The following is a 20,378-nucleotide window of genomic DNA, read 5'->3' as shown; positions in this document are numbered from 1 at the left end:
ATGTATCTGAGCCACTTTGGCCTGCAAGAGCAGCCTTTCACCCTGACACCAAATACCCAATTTTACTTTGGGTTGCCTAGCCACAACGAGGCGATGGAGGTGTTGCGAACCGCACTTGATGCGGGGGAAGGCTTTATTAAGGTGACTGGCGAAGTGGGCTCGGGCAAAACGCTACTGTGCCGCAAGCTTCTTAACGAGCTACCTGAAAATTTCCCCACGGCTTACATTCCCAACCCTATGTTGGCGCCACAGGAATTCCGTCGCGCTGTGGCGGCCGAGATTGGCGTGGTTTTGCAAGAAGGTGGTGATCAGCAGCAGTTTACCCGGCAAATCGAAGACAAGTTAATTGAGAAAGCGTCGGAAGGTCTGTCGGTGGTACTCATTGTTGATGAAGCCCAGGCGATGCCAGATGACACCATTGAAGCACTGCGCCTGATGACAAATTTAGAAACCGAATCAAAGAAACTCCTTCAAGTGGTGCTGTTCGGACAGCCTGAGCTCGATCAGAAATTAGCTTCGCCCCGCCTTCGCCAGCTTCGACAGCGCATTACCTTCAGCTATCAGCTAAGAAAGATGGATGCCGATCAGGTAGAACAATACGTACATCACCGGCTGCAGATTGCTGGCTATAAAGGCGCGCCCGTATTCGGACACAAACAATGTAAAGCAATGGTCGCCGCCTGCCACGGCACCGCGCGACTTATTAATGTGGTGTCACATAAAGCGTTGATGCTGGCTTACGGAGAGGGTAAGCATGAAGTGTCATTGGAGCACGTAAAGTACGCTGTTAACGACACAGAAGCCACCCGTGGTGCCGTGATGAATCGATACATGGGATGGGCGGTTGCTGCTTCCACCGTTGTCTTTCTCACAGTCTCATTGGTTGTGATGTGGCAGACAGGAGGCGGCTGGTGAGTGTAATCAATAGAATGCTGCGGGATCTAGAAGGACAAAATAGCCAGAATCCCAACGGCAAAAATTACCATCCTTCATCGTCGACGGGGTCGTCGTTACCGGTTTGGCGCATTGTTGTGTTGAGCATTTTGCTCATTGCGGCTTTAGTGTGGAGCTGGATGACATTTACTGACAATCCAACACCGGCGAGCGCAGGCACGTTTGTATCAAACCCGGTGCCGGCGTCGGTGGCCAATGCAGCTGCAGCGCCACAGCAAGTTATAAATAACAGTTCAAGTGCTGAAACTGCTGCAAGTACTGATAGCACCGCACAAGCTGTGACTCAACCCGCATTGAATATGAATAGTGGTATTGCTTTTAATGCTGACAGTGAGTCGCCGGTACGAAAAGTGAAGCCTACAAGCGAAAATAACGAGCCAGTGCTGATCCCGGAAGCGGGAAGCAAAGGTTTGGTAGCGGTGGAAAATACATCGCAATCGCAGCCATTAATTCAAATAGAACAAACAGAACTAACAGAACTAACAGAACAGGCAGATGTAGCAGAATCCCCCGACGCGACTGCCAGCAACGTAAGCGCCGCACAGGCCAACCAGTTTAATGATGCCCAGGATGGGCCGCTGATCGTGTTTGCCAGCAAAGACGAAAATCAACGGCGCCCGCCGGCAAATCCAACCCCTCAAGCGGATGCGATTGCAAAAAAGCCAGCTACCATGAAAGTGGCCATAGCGACGCCCAGAGAGGTGGAAGCAACACTACGCGACGAAATTGACCGGTCGATGAAAAGCGGCGACACCCGGAAAGCGATTCGTTTACTTAATAAGCTCACCCAGCGAGAGCCCGATAACATTAGCGTACGCAAAAAACTCGCCTCTGTGTATTTCGCTGAAGGTCAGATAGAGCAGGCACAACAGCTACTTGAACAAACTCTGATCAAGGTTCCGGCGAACACCAGTGTCAGGCTGATGCTGGGGCGTTTGTATGTGCAGCAAAACATGCATTCACTGGCTTGGGAAGCGATTCGCGAGCCGGCACTGACCAACGATACCGACTTTCTTGGCTTTCGTGCCGGGTTTGCCCAGCAACAGCAACGCTTTGAAACCGCCCTGGCAGACTACAATACTCTGGTGGCCTTGCAGCCAGGCGATGCCCGCTGGTGGCTGGGACTTGGCGTAGCGGCAGATAAAACGAATCGAAGCCACATGGCTGTGCAGGCTTATCAAAAGGCGCTCCGGTTACAGGAACTGGATGATGATGTTGAAACTTTTATTCGCCAGCGAATAAGCGAACTCTCGGAGTAACCCATGAATCAGCCGAAAATACGCTTAGGCGATCTGTTAGTACAAAATGGCTTGATCTCAGACGAACAGCTGGTTTCGGCGCTGGGAGAACAGCGTAAAACCGGCCGTAAGCTCGGGGCTACTTTGATATCCATGGGGTTGGTGTCAGAGCAAGCTTTATTGGAGTTGTTATCACGTCACTTGAATGTGCCGCTGATTAATTTGGAGCAGTATCAGGTAAACCCCAATGCGGTAAAACTTTTACCTGAAATACAGGCCCGACGATATCGTGCCTTAGTGATTGAGGATAAGGGCGACCGTCTATTGGTGGCCATGAGCGATCCTGCAGACCTTAACGCTCAGGATAATCTCTCTGAATTACTAACTAAGCCATTCGATACTGCCGTTGTCAGCGAAGCGCAACTTTATGATGCCTACGACACGCACTATCGGAAAACCGATGAAATTGCTTCATTCGCCACCGAACTTGCAGAAGAATATCAGCAAACCGATGATTTCACGTTAAGCGCCGGGGTTGAAGAAGAGCAGGACACCGCGGTTTCACGGCTCCTGCAGTCTATTTTTGACGATGCGGTGATTGCCAAAGCATCAGATATTCATATCGAGCCTGATGAAAATAAACTGCGTATCCGTCAGCGTGTTGATGGCATGTTGCAAGAAACGGTAATTCCTCAGGGCAACATTGCAGCGGCTCTGGTGCTTCGCCTTAAACTCATGGCCGGGCTGGATATTTCGGAAAAGCGTTTACCTCAGGATGGGCGCACACAGGTCAAAGTGAAAGGTCATCGTATTGACGTACGTTTATCTACCATGCCGGTTCAGGCAGGGGAATCTGTGGTTATGCGTTTGCTGGATCAGTCGGCGGGAGTACTCACCCTCGACCAAACTGGCATGCCAACGGCTATCCTCAATCGATTCCGGGCCTTATTGCAACGTCCTCACGGTATGATTCTGGTTACTGGTCCCACGGGGTCAGGTAAAACCACCACGCTCTATGGTGCATTGAGTGAACTGAATCAACCGCAGCGCAAAATTATCACCGTTGAAGATCCGGTGGAATATCGTCTGCCGCGTATTAATCAGGTGCAGGTAAATGCAAAAATCGACCTGACTTTCTCCAGTGTCCTGCGCACAACCTTACGTCAAGACCCTGACATCATCATGGTGGGGGAAATGCGTGATCAGGAGACTGTTGAAATTGGTCTGCGCGGCGCATTAACGGGTCACTTGGTGTTGTCTACCTTGCACACAAACGATGCCTTATCCAGCGCTATTCGTCTGCTGGATATGGGCGCACCCGGATATTTGGCGGCCAGTGCTCTACGTGGCGTAATTGCTCAGCGTCTGGTTCGGCGAATTTGCGACAGTTGCGAAGAAACTTACACGCCCACTTCTCAGGAATTGTTCTGGCTAAAACACGTCGATGAGAACATCGGTGAGGTGGTGTTTAAACGTGGCCGTGGCTGTCAGAAATGCAGTCAGACCGGCTATAAAGGCCGAATCGGTGTGTTCGAGTTGCTGGAAATGAATGATGCAATGATGGACGCGCTAAAAGTGGGTGACACCGTGGGTTTTGCCCGCCATGCACGCGACAGCAAAGGCTATCGACCGCTGGCCTATGCCGCACTAACCTACGCGAAAATGGGTATGACCTCGGTAGACGAAGTACTCAAACTATCAGAAATGGTGGCTGAAGCGGGAACCGATACCGAGCAGGCTGAGGATACAGGCGAGTATGGCCAAATATAGTTATACCGCTCGCGAGCGCACCGGGGAATTAACCGAAGGCGTTATTGAAGCTACCGACGAAAGCGCGGTAGCAAAACTGTTGCTTGCCCGTAACGTGGTTCCTATTCGCATTGAGTCGGCAAAGGAGGAGGCGAGCCCCGGGGCGGCGATATCATCGGAAGTACACTGGTATACGCCGAATGTTGCCCTTGAGGAATTGGTGATTTTCTGTCGGCAAATGTACTCGCTAACCCGGGCCGGTATTCCAATATTACGTGCCGTGAGTGGCTTAGCCGAATCCAGTAGCAGCGTGCGCATGCGCGTCGCATTGCTGGATGTCATTGCGCAGCTTGAACGGGGTCGTACTTTGTCATCGGCGCTACACCTTCACAGCGATATTTTTAACCAACTGTTTGTCAGTATTATCCATGTGGGTGAAAACACCGGTCAGCTTGATGCCGCCTTCTTGCAGCTTGCCGAGTACCTGGAGCGAGAGCAGGAAACACGCAAACAAATCAAGGCTGCAACCCGTTATCCCATCTTCGTTATTGTCGCTATTGTTGCGGCTTTTATCGTTCTAAACGTTTTCGTTATTCCTAAGTTTGCCACCATGTTCGCCAAATTTGGTGCAGAACTGCCAACCATGACCCGTGTGCTGTTGTCGATCTCGGATTTTATGATTCATCGCAGCTACATTCTGGTGGCTATCGTTGCGATTATCGGGTTTGCGATTTACCGCTATATCAATACACAAACCGGTCGTTACAAGTGGGATCGCATGAAACTCCGCTTACCCATCGTGGGTGAGATTATTCGTCGCTCCTTGCTCGCCAGATTCAGTCGCAGCTTTTCCATGATGCTGCATTCCGGGGTGCCGTTAACCAATGCGCTAAACCTTGTGGCCGATGCGGTCGATAACGCTTATGTGGGGGCCGCAATTATTGAAATGCGCCAGCGCATTGAAAAAGGCGAAAACCTTACACGGGTAAGCCGGGCAAGTGGGCTGTTCACGCCAATGATCATGCAGATGATAAACGTGGGCGAAGAAACCGGTCGGGTAGATGAACTACTGGCCGAGGTGGCCGGCTTTTATGAACGGGAAGTGGACTACGATTTGAAAAGTCTCACTGCTCGCATAGAGCCTATACTTATAGTTTTTGTGGCCGGAATGGTTCTGGTGTTGGCACTGGGTATCTTCTCGCCAATGTGGGACATGATGAGTGCCATAAAGGGGGGCCGATGAGAAAAAGTATCGACACCGCCGAAGGCGAACAGCGGAAAATGTACATCGGCATTGTGTCGACCCTGGTTTTCGCCATATTGATGGCCACGTTTATCATCTATTTTTACGAGAGCGAGCCAAACCTGAAAGGGCAAATTCTGCATCAGCGGGGCGAAGCGCTTGAAGATGCGGCCATTACGTCTCATTGGCAGTGGCAAGCTGAGGGGCGTCCGCAGCGAATTATTCTGGTGCACTACAATAGTGATGGAAAAGAAACCGATCGCAGCCCTGTGGCGATGAATCTGGCGGGGTGGCCTGAAGTGAACGCCTCGTCGGAAGGATGTCAGCGGGTTTGGCAGATGCTGTTGCACCAACCGATGGAAGTCGATGGGTTCAGGGTGCGCGGCGAATTTTATGATGAATCACAAGGCGAAGGGCGAGCCGACAATTCTTATTGTCGATTTAGTCTGAGTAGCGGTGATTACTTTGATTACGCTATTTTTCGCGGCGACGTGATTTATGACGATGAATAAATTGTCCGTACGCCAAAAATTTTACCATTTGGAGAATCAAACCATGGAAACGCAGCCTATCCAACGCGTCGATAAGCAGGCGGGCTTTACGCTCATTGAGCTGACAATCGTAGTTGTTTTGCTGGGGCTTCTTGCTGCTGTAGCGATTCCGCGTTTTCTGGATGTCACCGAAGATGCCGAAAACGCCACCGTTGAGGGTGTTGCTGGTGGCTTTGCCACTGGCGCGGGTTTGGTGCGTGCGCAATGGGAGCTCGATGCCAGACCGGAAGAAAACGGTGGTTCAAATTTAACGTTTGTCACCCTCGACGGTGTTGAGGTGGGCGTTGACAGAGATACTGGTTATCCAACCGGACAACTTCTAAATGATGGAAGTTCGGAAGATACCAATATGACCGATGCGGATTGCCAGAGTGTGTTCAGCCTGATCATGCAGAGCGCACCCAGCATCACATCGATATGGAGTAACGTACCAACGGAGCGATACCGTTACTACACCGCAGTCCGCACGGGGCAAGGCTCTGGTGGTAATGACTTGTGCTATTATTACTTAAGTCAAACCATTAAGAATCTTAACAGTGCGCCAGTGGATAACTCTCAGGGAAATGGATTTATATACGACTCACGGATAGGTCAGGTTATTGTTTTTACTAACAACAACGATCAACTCATAACCAACTAGCCGTTGAAATAGCCGATAATACATTTAGTTTAATTTCCAAGTCAGAGGTACTGAGCATGCAACAACGTGGTTTTACATTAATAGAACTGGTCATTGTGATCGTCATTTTAGGTATTTTAGCGGTTACTGCAGCACCGCGTTTCATTGATTTACAAGGTGATGCGCGCGCATCTACCCTGCAAGGCGCAAAAGCAGCAATGACCAGCGGTATGCAATTGGTGTATGCGAAATCTGCAATTGCAGGTGAGCAAAATAACGCAAACGCTGGCGACGATACATCACGGGTTACCATTAATGGTAACGCAGTAGAAACTGACTTTGGTTATCCAGATGCAGAGACAACAACGAACATTGGTATTCTGAATCAATGGATTGAACTGAACGATGCGGACTGGGATCTGACAGCTGATACGCCTGCTGCGGGTCAGTTTGTAGTGACACCTGAGGGTGTGGCCTATAACGCAACAGCTGCCAGCGCCTGCCAACTGATTTTCACCGAATCTACCGGCGCTAATGTTGCACCAGTCATCACATTGGAAACTGGCGGCTGCTAACCGGACAATTAAATGAAAAAAAATGTAGGGCGCGCTGGCCCTACTGGTAAAGTTCAGTCGGGGTTTACCCTGGTCGAACTCATCATAATCATCGCGATTCTTGGCATTATTTCCGCAATGGCCATTACGCGTATGGATGAGGGCGCAGGGTATGACGAGTATCTGTTGCAGAAACGCCTGCATAGCGCGTTGAGGCATGTTCAGATGCAGGCGATGCATGATACCCGTGACGGCTATTGCTACCGGCTGAACTTTAACTATTCCCCTGGCACTCAAAATTTCGGTCCTCCCGTGAGTAACATGAGTGCAGCCTCGGCTTCTGATTCATGTTCATCCTCCATTGAATTTAATGCGCCTGATTATTTGCGTACCAGTGCCGGTGAAATGCAGGGCCTTGGTATTACAATGAACGGCGTAGATGAAGGCGCTTCAAGACCCATGTACATTGGGTTTAATAATGCGGGTCGTCCGCTAACTGCGGGGGCATCTTGTGCTTCAGGCAATGGCTGTCGGTTTTCATTCACTGGCAAGTCCACGGTGGGTGTATGCGTTAATGGCGAAGGGCTAATTTATGAATGCTAGCCGCGGATTCACATTGCTTGAAACCGTCATTGGGCTGGCTATTTTTGCCATCGTTATGGCTACGACTATACAAATGATTGCCGAGCAATCCAGACGTAGCATGGAGCCTATTTGGCAAAGTCGTGCTGCCGAACTTGCACGCTCCATCCTGTCTGAAGCGCAAAACAAAAAATTCGACACCCGTTCCAGTTCTAACCCTGCTGATCCTCGCTGCAACGAAAACGGCAGTCGCTGCTCTCAAACCAATGAATTAGGGCCTGGTGGCGGAGAGCAACGTCAGAACTGGGACGATTTTGATGATTTTCATCGTCTGTATCAGGTTGGTGCGGATATTACTGATAGCCGAGGCGTTCGCCTGGTGAATCCAGATGGCTCGGCCATGTACGAAGGCTTCGCCCTTTATGTGCGTGTTCACTACGATGACAATACCGACGGCATTGACGATGACGATTTAAATCAGGATGGGGTGTACGATACCGGCACCTATGTTGGCAACGTAAAGCGAATGGTGGTGTATGTGAATACCCCCGGTGGTGATTGGGTGCGTTTTTCTGCGATACGGTGGAATATTCGATGAATACCCGTAGACACGCCGGCTTCACCCTTATCGAAATGGTCACCGTTATTGTGATCCTCGGTATCGTGGGAATAGGGCTTAGCAGCTTTCTTGGCAATGCAATGCTGCTGTTTAGTGGCAACGTTGAGCGGGACCAATTGCTCAGTGAATCCCGTTTCGCCATGACAAGAATGCAAGAAGAAATGCGTAAGGCTGTGCCCAACAGCTTCCGGGTCGCAGGTAATAGCAGCACGCACTGCGTGGAATTTGCGCCTACACTCTGGCAAATAAACTATTTTTCTATTCCTCAAGGCTCAACATCCAGTCGGCGCGTTGAGATGTTCTTCCCCCACGACCCCGACGGTAACATTTGGGTGATTGCTGCCGGCCAGTACCTCACGGTAAATCCACAACAGGCCGCCGACGTTTATGATGAAGGGCGTAATCGCCGGGCACGTATAGAATCGTGTTCTGACGGTGGTGATGGCAATTGTGCTACCCGGGATGATCCCGACGATGTCATTCAGGTGAATGTAAATCGTGCATTTGCCAGTAGCTCTGGTGCCAGACGCGGGTATTTGCTTAACCGTACTGTAAGCTACTGCGTTTCTAACGGCAGCCTGTGGCGTAAAGAAGGCGGGCTGGACGTAAACCAGAATGTTTCATTATCTGGGGCCACGGTGGTTGCAGAGCATGTAACCAATCCGTTGTCGTCTAACCCTGTGACCGATTATCAATCGACCAACCCGTTTGCCGTATTTTCTGGCGTGTATCCGGCTGGCAATTTTGTGAAAATTAATCTGTATTTTAACAGCTACGACGAAGTGGTTAATCATCATGAAGAGGTTGGCAGTGTATTCACGCTTTAAATCTTCCATGAAAAAACAGCAAGGTAACATGCTGGTTATGGCCATGTTCGCCATGGTTATTCTGTCTTTGCTGGGCATTAGCATGGCCACACTGCTGACATCTTCAGAGCGTACTATCGTGAATGAAGTGCTCGGTGAGCGAGCGGAACAGGCTTCACGGGCGGGGTTGGAAATTTTGATTTACGCAATTCATCCTGCCAACGATTCTATGATTTATATTTGTAACGCCAGCTTCAACCTGACAAGGTTTTCAACCTTGGAGGGTATGGAAGGCTGTTCCGTTGTTGTGCGTTGTGATACCAGAGATGTAAGCTTCAGTGGTGGCCGTGATTGGCACTACGAAGTGAAATCGACAGCAACCTGCTCCGCGGGCGATTTTACCGCGGTAAAGACCAGCACCCGCAGCATGACCCGCCGCCAAAACTAATAATTCGAAATAAAACGTAAATTAGCTTGAACAGAATGAGATCGCGCTGGTCAAACTCCGGGTTCAGCCGTTTTTTTGCACTAAAATGTCTGAGGCTAAATTTAAGTCGACATATAAGCGGGATTTTTGCGGCATGAACAGTGATTTGCTTGCCCAAACTCTGACCCGTTGTTAAAGTGTGCGGATATATACTCAAACTACTTCTGAACCATCTTTCACGAGGTATTTTGAGTATAATCTTCATTTTGCAGTCACGCCGAAAGACATGCCCGAACAAGAGGTATGCAGGCGCAATAACAGGAACTGGCATTTCATGTTTAAAAAGCTTCGAGGCATGTTTTCCAACGATTTGTCCATCGACCTCGGAACGGCTAATACGCTCATTTACGTAAAAGATCAGGGCATTGTACTTAACGAACCGTCTGTTGTGGCAATCCGTCAAGAGCGCGCATCGGGACCCAAAAGTGTTGCCGCAGTTGGCTCTGAGGCCAAGCGCATGTTGGGTCGTACACCTGGTAATATCCGTGCAATTCGCCCAATGAAAGACGGTGTAATAGCCGACTTCTACGTAACAGAAAAGATGCTTCAGCACTTCATTAAGCAAGTGCATGACAACAATTTCTTACGCCCAAGCCCGCGTGTGCTGGTTTGTGTGCCTTGTGGTTCGACTCAGGTTGAACGCCGTGCAATCAAAGAATCTGCCCTTGGCGCAGGTGCCCGTGAGGTGTATTTGATTGACGAGCCAATGGCAGCGGCCATCGGTGCCGGCTTACCGGTATCTGAAGCGACCGGTTCAATGGTGGTCGATATCGGTGGTGGTACCACTGAAGTTGCGATTATCTCTTTGAACGGTGTGGTGTATTCCTCTTCAGTTCGCATCGGTGGTGATAAGTTTGATGAAGCGATCATTAACTATGTTCGCCGTAATTTTGGTTCACTGATTGGTGAAGCAACCGCAGAGCGTATCAAGCACGAAATTGGTGCGGCTTACCCTGGTGATGAGGTCCGCGAGATTGAAGTGCGTGGTCGTAATCTGGCTGAAGGCGTACCGCGCGGTTTTGTACTAAACTCTAATGAAATCCTTGAAGCATTGCAGGAACCGTTAACCGGTATCGTGTCTGCGGTAATGGTCGCCCTGGAGCAGTCTCCGCCAGAGCTTGCATCAGACATTTCTGAGCGTGGTATGGTTCTTACCGGTGGTGGTGCGTTATTGAAAGATCTCGACCGACTGCTAATGGAAGAAACTGGTATTCCGGTAGTTGTGGCCGAAGACCCGCTAACCTGTGTGGCCCGCGGTGGTGGTAAAGCCTTCGACATGATTGATATTCACGGCGGCGACCTGTTCAGCTACGAATAATATCAAATAATCAGGCTACCGTAAGGTAGCCTTTGTTTTTATAGCCTTTATCTCGTTGTACGTACCCTATTTATGGATACTATTTTTACACGCGGTCCGTCACTCAATATCAGGCTGATACTGGCTCTGGTGATGTCTGTGGCGCTGATTATCGCTGACACCCGTTTCGATATGTTCCAATCTTCGCGCGTGTATATGAATTCTCTTATGAGTCCACTTCAGTATTTGGCTAACCTGCCTTCCGTGTTGCTGAATGTGAGTGCTCAGCGCCTTACCTCCCATGAGGATCTGGTTGATGAAAATCAGCGCCTGACCAATCAGGTGTTGCTGATGAGTGAGCGCATGCAAAGATTCGATGTACTGCAAGCCGAAAATGACCAGCTTCGCGCATTACTCGATACTCCTTCTAAACCTGGCATGCGAAAAAAAGTGTCAGAGCTGATGGCAGTGGAAACCAGCCCGTTCAGCCAGCAAATTGTGCTGAATAAAGGTGCGCTGGACGACGTGTATCTGTCGCAATCGGTGTTGGACGATCGCGGGATTGTCGGGCAAGTATCGGAAGTGGGTACCACGAACAGCCGTGTCATTCTTATTACCGACGTAACGCATGCGGTACCGGTACGCTCTGTGCGTAATAATATTCGTTTTATTGCCAGTGGCACTGGCTCGCTGGATGAGTTGTTGCTTGAGCACGTGCCACACAGCGTCGATGTGGAAGTGGGCGACATGCTGGTAACATCTGGCCTGGGTCACGTGTTCCCGGAAGGATATCCGGTCGCACAGGTATCTAAAGTCACCAGAGACGAAAGCCGCCCCTTTGCTATTGTTGTGGCGAAGCCAGTGGCGCGTCTCGACAGGCTGAGATATTTGTTGTTGCTATGGCCGGAAGGGACCGATGATCCGCAGGAAATCGATGCAGTTACTGAAGACGAAGCATCAGTAGAGGACGCCAATTGATGCTCAAAGTTCGTCATTACTCTGTTATCATCAGTATTCTGATTGCCCTGGTATTACAAATTATTCCGCTGCCCATTCAGGTCGATATCTATCGCCCTGACTGGGTGCTCATCGTGCTGTCTTACTGGACGATGGCATTGCCACATAGGGTGAATGTGGGTGTGGCATTTATGACCGGCATCGCCATGGATATTCTGCTGGGGACCGCGCTGGGGATTCACTCCATCGCGCTTAGTTTGTCGGTATATACATTAACCGCAAACTACCAGCGTTTGCGTAATTATTCGGTCTGGCAACAGGCTATCATTATCGGTGTAATCAGTGCGCTCTACCATGTTGTATTGTTTTGGGTGCAGCATCTTCTCACCGGTATTCCATTCCAGCTCAGTTATTTGTGGCCGGTTGTCAGCTCTATGCTGCTGTGGCCGTGGATTTTCTGGCTCCTTCGTAAAGCACGCAGACAATTTAGCATCAATTAAGGGGCGCTTATGTCGATTTCACTCATTCTGGCATCAGCATCGCCCCGCCGTACGGCCCTTCTAGACCAAATGGGGCTTAGTCATCGCCAGTTTCCCGTAGATATCGACGAATCGCCACTTGCCGATGAGTCTCCCGAGGCCATGGTAATGCGCCTTGCTGAGCAAAAAGCGGCCACCGCCTGGCAGCGTCTTTCGGCAGCGGGTGAGACGGACATGGTTGTGCTTGCCTCAGACACGCTTATTGCTTTTAACGGCAAGCCGTTGGGGAAACCTGCCGACCGTGAAGATTGTTTCACTATGCTTCGCTCTCTTTCCGATAACGAACACGAAGTGCTTACTGCCATTAGTGTAAAAGATGATCAGGGAAGTAAAACCCAGTGCATTTGCACCAAGGTGCAATTCGCCCCTGTATCCGACGACGATATTGCCGCATACTGGGATACCGGTGAACCTGCTGATAAAGCAGGCAGTTATGCCATTCAGGGCATTGGCGGCCAGTTTGTAAAATCCGTTAGTGGAAGTGTGAGTTCGGTAATTGGTCTGCCGTTGTATGAAACCCGTTGTTTGCTTAAAGAATTTGGAATTTCAAAGTGAGTGCAGAACTGCTGATTAACGTGACACCCTCTGAGTCGAGGGTGGCACTGATTGAGAACGGGATCCTTCAGGAGATCCACGTAGAGCGTCACACGAAGAAAGGCATCGTGGGCAATATTTATCGCGGAAAGGTAAGTCGGGTGTTACCGGGCATGCAAGCGGCGTTTGTGGATATTGGCCTGGATAAAGCTGCATTTCTTCATGCATCTGACATTGTTGCTCATAACGAGGTGGCCGATGAAGTGGCCAGCAGTCAGGTACAGAAAAAAGATATTCGCGAGTTGGTGCGTGATGGTCAGGATATCATTGTTCAGGTGGTGAAAGACCCAATCGGCACAAAAGGTGCCAGATTAACCACCGACATCACCATTCCCTCCCGCTATTTGGTTTTCATGCCCAGTGTTACCCACGTGGGCGTGAGTCAGCGAATTGAAGATGAATCCGAGCGCGAGCGATTGAAAAATCTGGTGCAGGAGTACTGCGACGACGAAGGCGGATTCATTCTTCGTACCGCTGCCGAAGGCGTATCTCAGGCTGAGTTATCTTCTGATGCGGCATTTTTACGCCGGTTGTGGAACAAGATAAAGCAGCGCATGGGGCGTAAGAAACAGCACATCATGTATGAAGATTTGCCCTTGGCCCGCCGCGTACTTCGTGATTTTGTTGGTACCGAGCTAGACCGCATTCGTATCGATTCTAATTTGTCGTTTCAGGAACTGAAAGACTTCACCAGCGAATATGTGCCTGAACTACAGAGCAAACTGGAATACTACCGTGGCGAGCGCCCCATTTTCGATTTGTACGATGTAGAAAACGAAGTGCAAAGAGCGCTGGAACGCCGGGTCGATCTTAAATCGGGTGGCTATTTGATTATCGATCAAACCGAAGCCATGACCACCATCGATATTAATACCGGCGCGTTTGTTGGTCACCGTAACCTGGAAGAAACCATCTTCAATACGAATATCGAAGCGACACTGGCTATTGCCCGCCAGCTTCGACTACGGAATTTGGGTGGCATGATCCTTATCGACTTTATCGATATGTCGGAACCAGATCACAAAAGACGGGTCTTAAATAGTCTGGAAACGGCCACCGTAAAAGACCGGGCGAAAATCAATATTCACGGCTTTACTGCTCTGGGTTTAATTGAAATGACCCGAAAGCGTACAAGGGAAAGCCTGGAACATACTTTATGTGGTGTATGCCCGGTGTGTAAAGGGCGGGGGTCGGTGAAAACCATCGAAACCATCTGCTTTGAAATTATGCGTGAGGTGGTGAGGGTTAACCGCGCCTACGACGCTGACAAATTTGTTATTTATGCCTCGCCAAATGTAGCTGATGCGCTGCTGGGTGAGGAATCCCATGTTCTGGCTGAGCTGGAAGTGTTCGTGTCTAAGCAGATTAAAGTGCAGACAGAACCGCTGTATAATCAGGACAAATACGATGTTGTGATGATGTAAGGCGGACCGAAACAGGTGTCAAAAGCAAGAACTGTAGCAGCCTGGGCAATTAAGAAGCTTTGGCTGTCACTGGCAGTATTACTTGTTCTCTTTGCCGTAGTGCTTAGCGTGATGCGCTACGCATTGCCTCACATCGACCACAAAAAATATATCCTCGAAGACTTCGTTAACGAAAAATACGGTGTCGAACTTAAAATCGGCAGCGTAAAAGCCGACTGGGAAAAGCGCGGCCCCAGTATTGTGCTTAACGACGTGGTGCTGGCCAATAACGAATCGTCTCCTGTTGAACTGGAAATCAAACATGTGCACATGGAAATTGATTTCTGGGAAAGCCTGCGGCTACGCATGCTGTCTTCCAATGTTTTCACCCTTGATGATTTAAGCCTGGAAATCGATGCAGATAGGATGGACAGTGCAGGTGAAAGCGACTTTCCCGTTGTTGATGCATTAAAGCGGTTGTTTCTCGAGCAACTCCAGCGCTTCTCACTTACCGATGGTGAGGTTGCCATTGTTAGAAATGGTGAGCGCGAAATACTGCAACTTGAATCTTTAAGCTGGATAAACGAAGAGCAGCACCACCAAGGCACTGGCGAAGTGCGGGTGCAGGAACTTACCGCCAATTCAGCCTCGTTTATCATCGACTTAAATGGTTCGGCAGATTCGCTAGACGGGGTGATGTACGCCAAAGCGGAAGAGCTGGATATTTCACCTTGGGTGAAAGGGTTATTAGCAACCCGCCGCCCACTTAAAGAAAGTCGTGCAAACTTCGAAGTGTGGGCTGAGGTAAAAGAAAGTCAGTTCAGTGCTTTTTATACTGAATTTCATGAAAGTAAGTTGGCCTGGGGCGGCGATGACGATGTGGTATTTAACACCGGTATTCGTGGTGGCAGTATTCAGGCGCAACCGTACAACAATCGTTGGCACTTCCGCGTAGATCAGCTGATTTTCGATTCGAATGACCAAAGTCTGGTTACCGATTTAGTGGGCACAGTATCGCCTCAGGGCGAGGTACTGGTGAATACGGTGAAACCTGCGCCGGTGAATCCTTTCCTGGTGCTGCTTCCCTTGTTCACCGATGACACCGCCGATGACAATATTCGTGATTTGAAACCGGAAGGTCAGTTGGCCACGTTGCAGCTGAATATCAGGCCGAGGGGTGTAGACGTTGCAGCTAAACTACTGGGTGTGAGCTGGCAGCAAGACAATAAAACGCCGGGCATGTCGAGCCTGGATCTCGACATCTATTGGCACAAGAAGCAAGGCGTCATCATGCTGTCTGCGAACGAGGCCAAACTGGATATCGACAACCTATTACCAGAGTCCGTAGATATCGATGCGCTGCGTGGACGCGTGTATATTTATCAGCAAGACGTTAATGAAGAAAAGCACTGGGTTGTACACAGTGACCGCATGATGCTTGAATCTGCTAAGCTCACGGCAATCCCTTCATTCCGCTTCGATACGAAAAATGGCGAGTTGGCAGCGCGTTTAGATGTGCAGAAACGTCCGCTACAAGACATTCAATTGTTATTGCCCGGCCCAATCATGGGTAAAAATACCACCGCATTTCTTAATCGTGCATTTGAAGGGCCTGGTACCATTGAGGCCGCTAGCATCGTGTGGCAAGGCAAGCCTGCCGACTTTCCATTTGAAAACAACGAGGGCGTGTTTCAGGCCAATGTGCGTATTACCGATAGCACGTTCCGGTTCTCAGACAAATGGCAGCCCCTAGAGCATCTCGATCTCACCTTACTCTTCGAAAATGAAAAATTGTTGATGTCTGGCCCGGATGCCCTGCTTGGCGACGTGAAAGTGAGCCAGTTACGAGCAGAAATCCCGGCGCTAAAGAGCAATTCAAAAGTCATTATAGATGCCTTCGGGGAGGCGGATTCAAAAGCCGTTACAGCACTCATGCTAGACAGTAGTTTGTCTGAATCACTCGGCCGACTGCTAGATAAAGACATACTGATTGATGGTGCGCTGTCGGCCAGTCTGCATCTCGATATTCCATTCAGCAGTCCTGATGTGGTGGCATCCGGTACGGTGACCTTGCCAGGAAACGACGTTCATATTGCCAGTACCAAGATGGATTTTGGTGACGCAAAAGGCCAGGTGTCGTTTGTGAATGAAAGAGTGACCTTCGATAATCTGAATGCCCAGCTTCTGGGGCAGCCGGTAAAGCTAACGTTTACTGGCGATAAGGACGAACAAGATTACGTTGTCGACCTTTCAATGAACGGCGACTGGGAAGTTGCGCCGTTACTGGCAGAATTTAATCCAAAATTTAATCAATCACTTTCTGGTAATGCCCATTGGCAAGCGGTGCTGAATTTGCGCCTGTTACCAGAAGGCTTCAATTATAAAGCGAATATCACCACGCCGCTGGTAGGACTGCACTCTTTGCTACCTGCGCCGTTCGCTAAAGCCGATACCGATGAACTGCTGTTTAATGTGGTAAGCGAAGGCAACGAGCAGGCATCCACGGTGCAGGCGAGTTTAGGTGACGATGTGCGCTTTGAAGGTGTATTGCCGTACGAGCAAATGCAGTTCTCACGGGCGCATCTGGCGCTGGGTAAAAGCGATTTTGTCGGTATGGGCATCGGCTTTAGTATTTCGGCCAATATGGACGAAGTCGATATAAATGAATGGCACAATACGGTGGATATGTTGATCAGTGGTTTCGGCGACAGTAGCCGCACTGAAACTACCGCGAAGCCGTTATTTTCCGTACCAGAGCGCATTTTCCTGAATGCCAATACCGTGAAGCTGGCAGGGCAGAGCTTGCATCAGGCACAAATCACAACCAAGCAGCAAAATAACAACTGGGTGGTAGACATCAACACCACGGAAGCGCGGGGTACGGTGAACCTGTTTGATGATTGGCTGGCACGAGGTATCGTGATAGAGGCCGACTATCTGCAGCTCGATAACTGGGTAGCAGCCAGTGAAGACGACGAAAGTGTCGCTAAAGACTGGGATGCGTCCACTCTGCCACCTATTTATTTTCACTGTAATCAGTGCTCCCTGCTGGAAAAAGATCTGGGAGAGGTAACGCTGGATGTGGCCCGGGCCGATGACGGTCTGGATATTCGCCAGTTCAGCGCAATCAGCAAGCACGGTAAATTTAACGCCAAAGGCAAATGGATTTTCACCGAAGCCACCAATCGTTCAGCCCTGAACGGTACGTTTACCAGCGACGATGTGGGCATGATGTTGAAAAGCTGGGGTGTCGACAGCGGCATTAAAGATTCGGGAGCCGATCTGAAATTCGATTTAGGCTGGGCGAAGTCGCCTATGGATTTCTCGGCACAAAGCCTTATCGGAAACATGGACTGGTCGTTGTCTGACGGCTATCTCAGCGACGTGAGCGATAAAGGTTCACGGATTTTCACGCTGTTTAGCCTGAACTCACTGGTGCGCAAACTCAGCCTGGATTTCCGGGATGTATTTGCCAAAGGGTTTTTCTACGATGATATGAGCGGCACGCTGTCTATCGCTGACGGTAAAGCTTATACCGACGATACCCGAATTGATGGCGGTGCCGGTGAGATCAATATTAATGGTTACACCGATTTAGTTAATAACCAACTGAATTACAATGTGGAGTTCACGCCCAATGTGACGGGCAACCTGCCTGTGCTGGTATATTTCCTTGCAACGCCACAAACGGCCTTGGCGGCACTGGCCCTTGATCAGGTGCTCACGTCTGCTAAGGTGATTTCAAACGTGAATTATCGCGTAACCGGGAGTCTGAGCGAACCGGTGTTTGAGGAAGTCGGTCGTGATAGCAAAGAGGTCTCGTTACCGGCTAAAACCACACCAGCAACATCTCCCGACGATCCGCTCACAGAGCAAGATATGCAACGCATCAAACTGGAGGTAGACGATGGTTAACGTAGTGGCAATTCAAATGACGTCTACGCCCCATGTAGACCAGAATCTACGGTTTGTTGAGTCGCAACTAAAATCGTTGCCCGACCCAGCCAAGGTAACCAGCCTTGTGGTGCTGCCTGAATGTTTTGCCCGCTTTGGTTCTCGGGACGGCGAGCAGCTTGCTATCGCAGAATCGAAAGGCGCTGGATACATGCAAGATGAACTGAGTCGCATGGCAAAGCAGTATCGATGCTATCTGGTGGCAGGCACCATCCCGCTTAAAACTGACGATGAAAATAAATTCACTGCGTCCAGCTTGTTGTATTCACCGGAAGGTGAGTTAATGGCGGAATACCAGAAAATACATCTCTTCGATGTGGCCGTAAACGACAACACCGGCAGTTATCTGGAATCGAAATACACCCGCCACGGTGGAAAGGTGGTGGTGGTCGATACGCCGATAGGGCGTATCGGTATGGCAGTATGTTATGATGTGCGCTTCTCTGGTTTGTTTACCGCTATGGGCGACATCGATATTCTGGTATTACCGGCAGCCTTTACTCAACGTACGGGTGAAGCCCACTGGGAAGTGCTTTTACGCAGTCGCGCCATTGAAAAGCAATGTTTTGTCGTCGGAGCCGGACAAACCGGCATACACGCGAACAACCGGGAAACTTACGGTCACAGTATGATTATCTCGCCATGGGGTGAGATCATGGCAGAAAACGCCACTGATACCGGTATCGTCTGCGCTGAAATAGATATTAACGATCGGAAGAAGCTGAAGACAAACATGCCTGTCAGCCAACATAACCGATTCAGGAGCCAACTTGTTTAATAACGTAAAAACCCATTTGCTTACTGATTCAGGCCTCGACCTGTCGTCGCTGGAAAAAGCATTAGGTGAAATTTATCACCACGACAACGACTATGCCGATTTGTATTTCCAGTCCAGTCAGCATGAAAGCTGGGTGCTGGAAGACGGTATTATCAAGGATGGCAGTTACAACATTGAACGTGGTGTTGGCGTGCGGGCAATCAGCGGTGAAAAAACCGGTTTTGCCTACTCAGACGACATCAACGAAAACGCTTTGCTGGATGCCTGCCGGGCCGCGCGCACCATTGCGCCAACGGGTGGCAAGCATCAGGTGAAGTCGCTGGAAAGTGCCAAGTACAGCAGTCGTTATAAAGACGATAACCCGCTGCTAGCCATGCAAGACGCCGACAAGATTTCTCTGCTGAAAGCCGTAGATGCCTATATTCGTGAGAAAGAGCCAGGCATCAATCAGGTAGTAGTGAGCTTAAGCGGCGTATACGAAGAAATTCTGGTAGCTGCCACAGACGGCACGCTGGCGACAGATATTCGCCCGCTGGTGCGCCTGAACTGCTCAGTGTTGATGGAAAAAGGCGATCGTCGTGAGCGCGGCAGTGCCGGAGCCGGTGGTCGTCATTCCTATGACTTCTTCAAATCAGACAAAGACGGCCGACCCTACTTTGAAATGCTGGCTGACGAAGCCCTTCACATGGCTCGGGTTAACATGGAAGCCGTAGCTTCGCCTGCCGGTACCATGCCGGTAGTGCTGGGTAACGGCTGGCCTGGCGTACTGCTGCATGAAGCGGTTGGCCACGGTTTAGAAGGTGATTTTAACCGCAAAGGTGCGTCTACCTTCAGTGGTCGCATCGGTGAGCGCGTGGCAGCAAAAGGGGTTACAGTGGTGGACGATGGCACCATGGCCGACCGCCGTGGTTCTCTGTCGGTAGACGACGAAGGCACGCCGACGCAGCACAATGTATTGATTGAAGATGGCATCCTCAAAGGCTACATGCAGGACAAAATGAATGCACGCTTGATGGGTGTTGCGCCAACGGGTAACGGTCGCCGTGAATCCTTCGCACACTTGCCTATGCCCCGCATGACCAATACCTATATGTTGGGTGGCCAGTATGATCCACAGGAAATTATCGCAACAATCGATAAAGGCATTTATGCGCCTAACTTCGCCGGTGGTCAGGTAGACATCACCTCGGGAAAGTTCGTGTTCTCCAGCGCGGAAGCTTACCTCATTGAGAACGGCAAAATCACTGCACCGGTAAAAGGCGCCACGCTGATTGGCAACGGCCCGGAAGTTATGCAAAAGATTTCCATGATTGGTAACGACGTAGCACTCGATCGCGGCGTAGGCGTATGCGGTAAAGACGGCCAGTCAGTACCAGTAGGGGTTGGTCAGCCAACACTTAAGGTAGATGAACTCACCGTGGGCGGTACAGCGTAAGTACCTGTTAACAGATAAA

Annotated in this window: 18 protein-coding genes and 1 pseudogene; all 19 read left to right on the top strand. The window is 50.0% G+C overall.

What is annotated here, in order from left to right:
• The 19 genes and pseudogenes from BFC18_RS08430 (at position 1) to tldD (ending at position 20,359) form a co-directional block, all read left to right on the top strand.
• Positions 1–915: an ExeA family protein gene (locus BFC18_RS08430; protein WP_070125128.1), complete on the top strand. Its 915-nt coding sequence runs from the start codon at positions 1–3 to the stop codon at positions 913–915.
• Positions 912–2,213, top strand: coding sequence for a tetratricopeptide repeat protein (locus tag BFC18_RS08425; RefSeq protein WP_170826580.1), 1,302 nt, complete (start codon positions 912–914; stop codon positions 2,211–2,213). The genes BFC18_RS08430 and BFC18_RS08425 overlap by 4 nt, the downstream gene beginning before the upstream one ends.
• A gap of 3 nt (positions 2,214–2,216) precedes the next feature.
• Entirely contained in the window at positions 2,217–3,962 is a 1,746-nt protein-coding gene (locus tag BFC18_RS08420; RefSeq protein WP_070125126.1) for a GspE/PulE family protein, read from the top strand.
• Positions 3,949–5,184 (top strand): type II secretion system F family protein, encoded by a 1,236-nt coding sequence (locus BFC18_RS08415; RefSeq protein ID WP_070125125.1) that lies wholly within the window; start codon positions 3,949–3,951, stop codon positions 5,182–5,184. Before BFC18_RS08420 ends, BFC18_RS08415 begins: the two co-directional genes overlap by 14 nt.
• Positions 5,181–5,696 carry a hypothetical protein gene (locus BFC18_RS08410; protein WP_070125124.1) on the top strand — a complete coding sequence of 172 codons (516 nt, stop codon included), beginning with the start codon at positions 5,181–5,183 and terminating at the stop codon, positions 5,694–5,696. Before BFC18_RS08415 ends, BFC18_RS08410 begins: the two co-directional genes overlap by 4 nt.
• Positions 5,697–5,739: 43 nt before the next feature.
• A complete protein-coding gene (locus BFC18_RS08405) occupies positions 5,740–6,375 on the top strand; it encodes a pilus assembly FimT family protein (RefSeq protein WP_070125137.1) in 636 nt (211 codons plus the stop codon).
• 56 nt (positions 6,376–6,431) lie between these two features.
• Positions 6,432–6,525 (top strand): annotated as a pseudogene (locus BFC18_RS22135) (type IV pilin protein); the annotation flags it as partial.
• A gap of 416 nt (positions 6,526–6,941) precedes the next feature.
• Positions 6,942–7,511 carry a prepilin-type N-terminal cleavage/methylation domain-containing protein gene (locus tag BFC18_RS08395; RefSeq protein WP_070125122.1) on the top strand — a complete coding sequence of 190 codons (570 nt, stop codon included), beginning with the start codon at positions 6,942–6,944 and terminating at the stop codon, positions 7,509–7,511.
• Complete coding sequence (locus tag BFC18_RS08390; RefSeq protein WP_070125121.1) at positions 7,501–8,088, top strand: type IV pilus modification PilV family protein; 588 nt, start codon at positions 7,501–7,503, stop codon at positions 8,086–8,088. Before BFC18_RS08395 ends, BFC18_RS08390 begins: the two co-directional genes overlap by 11 nt.
• Positions 8,085–8,936 (top strand): type II secretion system protein, encoded by an 852-nt coding sequence (locus BFC18_RS08385; protein WP_070125120.1) that lies wholly within the window; start codon positions 8,085–8,087, stop codon positions 8,934–8,936. The genes BFC18_RS08390 and BFC18_RS08385 overlap by 4 nt, the downstream gene beginning before the upstream one ends.
• A gap of 7 nt (positions 8,937–8,943) precedes the next feature.
• Positions 8,944–9,363, top strand: coding sequence for a pilus assembly PilX family protein (locus BFC18_RS08380; protein WP_070125119.1), 420 nt, complete (start codon positions 8,944–8,946; stop codon positions 9,361–9,363).
• A 313-nt stretch (positions 9,364–9,676) separates the two neighbouring features.
• Positions 9,677–10,720: a rod shape-determining protein gene (locus tag BFC18_RS08375; protein ID WP_070125118.1), complete on the top strand. Its 1,044-nt coding sequence runs from the start codon at positions 9,677–9,679 to the stop codon at positions 10,718–10,720.
• A gap of 72 nt (positions 10,721–10,792) precedes the next feature.
• Complete coding sequence (gene mreC, locus BFC18_RS08370) at positions 10,793–11,677, top strand: rod shape-determining protein MreC (RefSeq protein WP_070125117.1); 885 nt, start codon at positions 10,793–10,795, stop codon at positions 11,675–11,677.
• Positions 11,677–12,156 (top strand): rod shape-determining protein MreD, encoded by a 480-nt coding sequence (gene mreD, locus BFC18_RS08365; RefSeq protein WP_070125116.1) that lies wholly within the window; start codon positions 11,677–11,679, stop codon positions 12,154–12,156. Before mreC ends, mreD begins: the two co-directional genes overlap by 1 nt.
• A 9-nt stretch (positions 12,157–12,165) precedes the next feature.
• Positions 12,166–12,750: a Maf family protein gene (locus tag BFC18_RS08360; protein ID WP_070125115.1), complete on the top strand. Its 585-nt coding sequence runs from the start codon at positions 12,166–12,168 to the stop codon at positions 12,748–12,750.
• Positions 12,747–14,213: a ribonuclease G gene (gene rng, locus BFC18_RS08355; protein ID WP_070125114.1), complete on the top strand. Its 1,467-nt coding sequence runs from the start codon at positions 12,747–12,749 to the stop codon at positions 14,211–14,213. The genes BFC18_RS08360 and rng overlap by 4 nt, the downstream gene beginning before the upstream one ends.
• Before the next feature lie 15 nt (positions 14,214–14,228).
• Entirely contained in the window at positions 14,229–18,107 is a 3,879-nt protein-coding gene (locus BFC18_RS08350) for a YhdP family protein (RefSeq protein ID WP_070125113.1), read from the top strand.
• Positions 18,100–18,924: a carbon-nitrogen hydrolase family protein gene (locus tag BFC18_RS08345; protein WP_070125112.1), complete on the top strand. Its 825-nt coding sequence runs from the start codon at positions 18,100–18,102 to the stop codon at positions 18,922–18,924. Before BFC18_RS08350 ends, BFC18_RS08345 begins: the two co-directional genes overlap by 8 nt.
• A complete protein-coding gene (gene tldD / locus BFC18_RS08340; protein ID WP_070125111.1) occupies positions 18,917–20,359 on the top strand; it encodes a metalloprotease TldD in 1,443 nt (480 codons plus the stop codon). The genes BFC18_RS08345 and tldD overlap by 8 nt, the downstream gene beginning before the upstream one ends.
• Positions 20,360–20,378: the final 19 nt, after the last annotated feature.

This window comes from Alteromonas confluentis (assembly GCF_001757105.1).
In the GTDB taxonomy this organism is placed as follows: Bacteria; Pseudomonadota; Gammaproteobacteria; order Enterobacterales; family Alteromonadaceae; genus Alteromonas; species Alteromonas confluentis.
Note: the sequence above shows the minus strand (reverse complement) of the source record. Positions and strands in the feature narration are given on the sequence as shown.

Excerpts from the sequence above, each read along its gene's own strand:
- BFC18_RS08405 (WP_070125137.1), top strand. The coding sequence starts at position 5,740 with ATGGAAACGCAGCCTATCCAACGCGTCGATAAGCAGGCGGGCTTTACG.
- BFC18_RS08375 (WP_070125118.1), top strand. The coding sequence starts at position 9,677 with ATGTTTAAAAAGCTTCGAGGCATGTTTTCCAACGATTTGTCCATCGAC.
- BFC18_RS08360 (WP_070125115.1), top strand. The coding sequence starts at position 12,166 with ATGTCGATTTCACTCATTCTGGCATCAGCATCGCCCCGCCGTACGGCC.
- BFC18_RS08430 (WP_070125128.1), top strand. The coding sequence starts at position 1 with ATGTATCTGAGCCACTTTGGCCTGCAAGAGCAGCCTTTCACCCTGACA.
- mreC (WP_070125117.1), top strand. The coding sequence starts at position 10,793 with ATGGATACTATTTTTACACGCGGTCCGTCACTCAATATCAGGCTGATA.
- BFC18_RS08380 (WP_070125119.1), top strand. The coding sequence starts at position 8,944 with ATGAAAAAACAGCAAGGTAACATGCTGGTTATGGCCATGTTCGCCATG.
- BFC18_RS08410 (WP_070125124.1), top strand. The coding sequence starts at position 5,181 with ATGAGAAAAAGTATCGACACCGCCGAAGGCGAACAGCGGAAAATGTAC.
- BFC18_RS08385 (WP_070125120.1), top strand. The coding sequence starts at position 8,085 with ATGAATACCCGTAGACACGCCGGCTTCACCCTTATCGAAATGGTCACC.
- BFC18_RS08395 (WP_070125122.1), top strand. The coding sequence starts at position 6,942 with ATGAAAAAAAATGTAGGGCGCGCTGGCCCTACTGGTAAAGTTCAGTCG.
- BFC18_RS08345 (WP_070125112.1), top strand. The coding sequence starts at position 18,100 with ATGGTTAACGTAGTGGCAATTCAAATGACGTCTACGCCCCATGTAGAC.
- BFC18_RS08415 (WP_070125125.1), top strand. The coding sequence starts at position 3,949 with ATGGCCAAATATAGTTATACCGCTCGCGAGCGCACCGGGGAATTAACC.
- BFC18_RS08420 (WP_070125126.1), top strand. The coding sequence starts at position 2,217 with ATGAATCAGCCGAAAATACGCTTAGGCGATCTGTTAGTACAAAATGGC.
- mreD (WP_070125116.1), top strand. The coding sequence starts at position 11,677 with ATGCTCAAAGTTCGTCATTACTCTGTTATCATCAGTATTCTGATTGCC.
- BFC18_RS08390 (WP_070125121.1), top strand. The coding sequence starts at position 7,501 with ATGAATGCTAGCCGCGGATTCACATTGCTTGAAACCGTCATTGGGCTG.